Origin of the sequence: Pseudoduganella umbonata (assembly GCF_014192225.1) — a bacterium.
GTDB lineage: Bacteria > Pseudomonadota > Gammaproteobacteria > Burkholderiales > Burkholderiaceae_D > Rugamonas > Rugamonas umbonata.
Genome location: NZ_JACHXS010000024.1, coordinates 1 through 6047 on the forward strand (window position 1 = coordinate 1; position 6047 = coordinate 6047).

2 protein-coding genes are annotated in these 6047 nt (G+C 59.9%); both read left to right on the plus strand.

Features of this window, described 5'->3' with window-relative positions; translation table 11 throughout:
* The first annotated feature begins 732 nt into the window (after positions 1 to 732).
* On the plus strand, positions 733 to 3141 hold the full coding sequence (locus FHS02_RS31080) for a penicillin acylase family protein (RefSeq protein WP_137316008.1): 2409 nt from the start codon (positions 733 to 735) through the stop codon (positions 3139 to 3141).
* Positions 3142 to 3263: 122 nt separating this feature from the next.
* Positions 3264 to 5603: a penicillin acylase family protein gene (locus FHS02_RS31085; protein ID WP_137316009.1), complete on the plus strand. Its 2340-nt coding sequence runs from the start codon at positions 3264 to 3266 to the stop codon at positions 5601 to 5603.
* The last annotated feature ends 444 nt before the right edge of the window (positions 5604 to 6047 follow it).

Below are 6047 nucleotides of genomic sequence, written 5' to 3' on the forward strand. Positions count from 1 at the left end.
CAGTGATCTGGTGGGCTTTTTTCATTTGTGCTTCATGCTTTGCAATACGCCGCGGACTTGGCTCCAGGTCCCGGGTTTTAGTGCTCCGCCGGGCATTGCCCGACGTCGCTCGTCAGGCTGTTATATAGAAAAACCCCGCTAGCGTGTGCTGGCGGGTTTTTTTGCTTTGGAACTCAGGTTTTGCAGTACGCCGTGGACTTGGCTCCAGGTCCCGGGTTTTAGTGCTCGGCCGGCACTGCCCGACGTCGCTCCGGCAGGCTTTTTTATTGTGCTTCATGCTTTGCAATACGCTGTGGACTTGACCTGCTCCAGGGTGTCAGTGCTCGGCCGGGTACTGCCCGTCGTTGTACCTTGTATAAAGGTAGCGATGCCAGCGGAAGCAGCTTATCGCCGGGCTTTATACAGAAATTTTCCGTCAATGACATAGCAGGGATTTTTTTCTCGCCGTTGAACGCAAAATGCGCCCCAACCTCACTCATCGACACCGCAACCTGGCCAATCCCGACAGTGGGCGTAAAGCCGTCCAGCACATGGCATATTGGTGCGAGAACGGTAGCCCGATATGCGGATATTGGAACAAATATTTCCAATATTATTCACTCGTTACTTGTTAGAAACTGGAGCCAGTTTCTTTAGTGAAATTGCTCAGCGCGAAGTGAATATTGAAGGCGGATCTACAATTAGATCATATAAAATCGCGCAGGCCCAGGATGTTGTGCAAAAAATATTTATTTGCAAGCGACCTCCTGTGGCTCAGGTAACACGCTGATATCCTCCCAATACAATTTTCTAATAATGATATCTGGAGGTTCGATGAAGCTCACCACTCTCTCGCTGCTGACTGCATTGGTCGTTACCGACTATGCCGCCGCTGCAATTCGCACGGAGGTCACGCGCACAGCGCGCGGCGTCGTTCACGTCAAGGCTACCGACTATCGGAGCCTCGGCTATGGAGCCGCTTATGCCTATGCTGAGGACAATATCTGCATGCTTGCCGACACGGTACTGACCGTGCGCGGGGAGCGTTCCCGCTATTTTGGCGGTACCGCCTTCGCAACCGAGCCGAAGAATGGCGAATATGGCGCAGGGATCGATCTGTTCTTCAAGTTGCCGAATGAACAAAGCGACTTTTTCTTCAAGGGGTACGTGGACCTCGACCAGTTGCGCGCCGGTTATGCGGCCGGTTCGCCCGACGTGCGGGAATTGCTGGCTGGTTTCGCGGACGGATATAACCGTTATCTGAAGGATAAGCGGAACAGCCTGCCGAATGCCTGCAAAGGCGCCGCCTGGGTAAAACCGATCACGGTCGACGACGTCTATCTGATGATTGCCGAGAAGGCATTGCACGCAAGTGGCGAAGCCTTCGGCGCTGCCATCGTCGGTGCGTCGCGCGATCCGTCGGAGCCGGTCAGCCTGGCAAAGAGCATGCCGAAAGCCGTAACCTCGATGCCGAGTGGAATTCCCACCGGCGTCGGCAGCAATGCGCTGGCGATCGGCAGCGAAGCCAGCGCGAACGGCAAAGGCATCCTGCTCGGCAATCCTCATTATCCGTGGTCCAGCACCGACCGCTTTTACCAGATCCACCTGACGATTCCGGGCCGTTACGACGTGATGGGCGTCAGCCTCGGCGGCCTGCCGATCGTCGCCATCGGATTCAACCGGAACGTCGCCTGGTCGCATACCGTTACCGCTGCAAAGCATTTCACCACTTTCCGCCTCGCCCTCGACCCGTCCGACCCGACTGGAACCACTTATTTCTATGACGGCGCGCCTCGAAAAATGACGGAGCGCACGGTGAGCGTCGATGTGCTGCAGCAGGACGGATCGGTGCTTGCGAAGAAGCGCACGTTCTACTTCAGCCACCAGGGCGCCGTGATCGTCCTGCCGCAGGCCGGCATCGGCTGGACGGCCGACAGCGCATTCGTATTGGGCGACGCCAATCGTCCCAATACCCGTCTTGCGGAGCAGTGGCTGAAGATGGGGCAGGCCGACGACGTCGCCCAGCTGCAAAGCGCGATTCATGCCGTGAAGGGTCTGCCGTGGGTGAATACGGTCGCAGCCGACCGCCGCGGCGACACCCTGTATATCGATGGCAGCGTCGTGCCGCACGTCACGACCGATAAATTCCTTTCCGGCTGCCTGCTGATTCCCGACCTGCTGGCCTTCGACGGCACACGCAGCGAATGCGGATGGGGACAGGATCCCGATGCGCCGGAAGGCGTGTTCGGCGAAGCCAATGCGCCAACCGCCGTGCGCCAGGATTATGTTGCCAACTCGAACGACTCTTACTGGCTCACCCATGCGAAGGAACCCCTGACCGGCCCGGCGCCGTTCGGATATTCGCCACTCTTTGGCGCGGCAGGAGCACCGCAGACGCTGCGCACCCGTATCGGCTTCAAGCAAGTCGAGAAGATGCTGGAAGAAAAGCAGTTCGTACGCATGGACGACGTGCAGGAGCTGATGTTCGAAAACCGCGTCTATGCGGCCGAACTGGTGATGCCGGCACTGTTGAAAGCCTGCGTCAAGGCGCTCGACGTTCGCCTGCTGGCACCTTGCGCGGCACTGGCCGGATGGGACAGGAAGGCGGATATCGACAGCCGCGGCGCGGTGCTGTTCCGTGAATTCTGGAACATTGCCCGGACCACGCCGAATCTGTGGGCAATCCCGTTCGATCCGGCCGATCCGGTCCACACTCCACGCGGCGTCGCGGCAGCTGCCGAACCGGCATTGCTGTCTGCGCTGCGGACCGCCAGTGCGAAACTCCAGTCCGCAGGCGTACTGCTGTATGGCCGCCTCGGCGACTACCAGACCGAAACGCGTAACAACAGACGCCATGCGCTGCACGGCGGTCAGGGCGACGACGACGGAACGTACAGCACGCTGCACATGCGGACTGGCCTGACGTCGAAGGGTTACCAGGATGTCGCATGGGGTACCAGCTATATCCACCTGGTCGGCTTCGACAACTCTGGTCCGGTGGCAAAAGGGCTGCTTGTCTATGGCCAGTCGGTCAATCCGCAATCGCCGAACTATGCCGACCAGCTGCCGCTGTTCACGCAAAAGCGCTTGCCGACGCTGCCGTTCACGGAAGCGCAGATCAAGGCCGAACGCGTTCGTTCGCAGGTGCTGACGGAGCGCTGAGCTCCAGCCGGAAGCCATGGCGCAAGTGTCGGTCGATTGACAAGTCACTTGCGCGCGTTTGATCGTGATCAAACGCACCGCAAGGTATGTCCCCATGATGGTCTGGATCTCAGGGGACTATCATGCGGATACCGATCATTTTCGTACTGTTCTGCTTGCTTACCGCCTGCAATGGCGGTGACGACGAAGCGGTGCCGGTGCCACGTGCAGGCCTTTCCGCCGAGTTGACGCGCACGTCGTACGGCGTCGTGCACATTCGCGCCACTGACTTCGCCGGCATCGGCTTTGGCCTGGCCTACGCCTATGCGCAAGACAACGTGTGCATGCTGGCCGACAGCCTGCTGACCGTGCGGGGCGAACGATCCCGCTATTTCGGCGGAGAAGCAATGCCCACCGCGAGCAAGGATGGCGAATACAGCGTGGTGATCGACTATCTCGACGAGCACAAGTTCAACCTGCGCAACGAGGACAGCGATTTCTTCTTCAGGGCGTACCTGGATCCCGCGCGGCTGCGTGCCGGCTACGAAGCGGGCAGCGCCGAAGCCGCGGCACTGCTGTCCGGTTACGCGGCCGGATATAACCGTTACCTGAGGGAGCACGCCGGCAGGCTGCCTGCCGCCTGCCGCGGTGCCGTCTGGGTCAAGCCGATTACGGTGGACGATGTCTACCTGATGATCGGCGAGAAGGCGCTGCACGCATCGGGACAGCTGTTTGCCACCGAAATCCTTGCCGCGGCCCGTGACGAGCTGCGAGCTGCGAGCGGTGGCGACCTTCCCGCGCCGGCGCGGACGTACAGTGGACCTGGCAGCAACGCCATCGCGCTCGGTGCCGATGCCACCACGGATGGTCGGGGCATATTGCTGGCCAATCCTCACTTCCCCTGGTTCAATACGGACCGCTTTTACCAGATACACCTGACCGTGCCCGGCATCTATGACGTGATGGGCGTGAGCCTGGGCGGAGTCCCGATCGTCGTCATCGGCTTCAACAAGGATGTCGCATGGACCCACACGGTGACGAAGGCTGCCCACTTCACCACGTTCCGTCTCCAGCGGGACAGCAGCGATCCTTCCGGCATGACTTACCTGGTGGATGGTATTCCACGGAAAATGTCGGAGCGGACGGTGGAAGTGCAGTTATTGCAGGCGGACGGCACGCTGCGCACGAAGCGCAAGATTTTTCGCGAAACGCCGCTGGGTATCGAAATGGCGGCAACGGGGTTGCCTATGGGGAGCGACGGGATACTGGTTCTCGGCGACCCCAACCGCCATAACACGCGTCCCGTCGAACAATGGATCGCGATGGGCATGGCGGAAAGCACCACCGCCTTGCAAACGGCGCTGGGCCGCATGGGGTTGCCCTGGGTGAATACCATTGCTGCCGACCGGCATGGCAACGCCCTGTACGCGGATTACAGTGTCGTTCCCCATGTCGTGCCGGAGAAGTTTGCGCCCGACTGCCTGCTGTTTGCCCCGATACTGATGTTTGATGGCTCCCGCAGCCGTTGTCACTGGGGCCAGGACAGCAATGCGCCGCCGGGCATTTTCGGCAGCGGCAACGCCCCCGCGCAGATGCGCCGCGATTACGTGTCGAATTCAAATGACAGCTACTGGCTCACCAATAGCCGGCATTTCCTGACCGGGCCGGGAAGCGGTTACTCGCCACTGTATGGGCCGGTCGGCGTGCCGCAGCATTTGCGGACCCGGCTGGGATTCGTCCAGCTGGACGAGCGGCTCGCCGAGCATGGCCGATTGAACCTCGGCGACCTGGAGGCGTTGCTGTTCGCGAACCGCGTCCATGCCGCCGAGCTCGTCGTCCCCGACCTCATAGCCGGTTGCCGTGGCACGGCGGATCCGACACTGGATGCTGCATGCGCCGTGTTGGCCAGCTGGGACAGGAAAGTCGACGTAGACAGCAGAGGCGCGATCCTGTTCAGGGAGTTCTGGCTGCAGGCGTCCACGCTGCCCGACATGTGGGCCGTGCCGTTCGATCCCGCGGACCCGGTGCGTACGCCGCGCGGCGTTGCGCCGGCGGCCGTGGCGTCCATGCTAGCGGCGCTGCGCGCAACCGCGCTGCAGATGGATGCGCTGGGCGTACCGCTCGATGCGCCGCTAGGGGAGTACCAGATCGAAATCCGCAAGGGGGTGCGGTATCCCGTCCATGGCGGCATTGGCGATGTGGATGGCGTCACGAACGCCTTGCACATGAAGTCCGCATTGACGGAGCAGGGATATCGCGACGTGGCATGGGGCACGAGTTATGTGCAGCTGGTCGGTTTTGACGACCGCGGCCCCGTCGCACGGGGATTGCTGGCTTATGGCCAGTCGACCGACCCGGCATCGCCGTACTACTCGGACCAGTTGCCGCTGTTCGTATCGAGGCAGCTGGCGACCTTGCCATTTACCCACGAGCAGATCCTCGCGGATGGGAACCGCCAGCAAGTGACAGTATCGGAAAGATAGTCCTTGCAGAGCGCAGTGGCGCTTGCTATAGTTCTGTCCCTGCCGCAACGCTGTAACGCAAGTGAGAGCGAGGCGGAAGAAAAAGAAGCTTGACGAATCGCACGAAACACACGATAATCTTGCCTCTCTGCTGCTGACAAACACAACGATTTGTCGCCGGGTCGAACGAAAGTTCAGCGGATCCGCAGCAAGCCTTCAAGGGCAGAATTCTTTAACAATCAACAGTCGATAAGTGTGGGCGTTTGATGTGATGTGCCTCCGGACTTCGGTTCGGAATGCTCAAAATATATAGCATCAAACGCTTACACAAGTAATAAACGTAATCATCTTCGGATGGTTCGTCAGTTATTTGAGTGAGTGACCATGTCGGAAACGACATAAAACAGAGATTAAACTGAAGAGTTTGATCCTGGCTCAGATTGAACGCTGGCGGCATGCTTTACA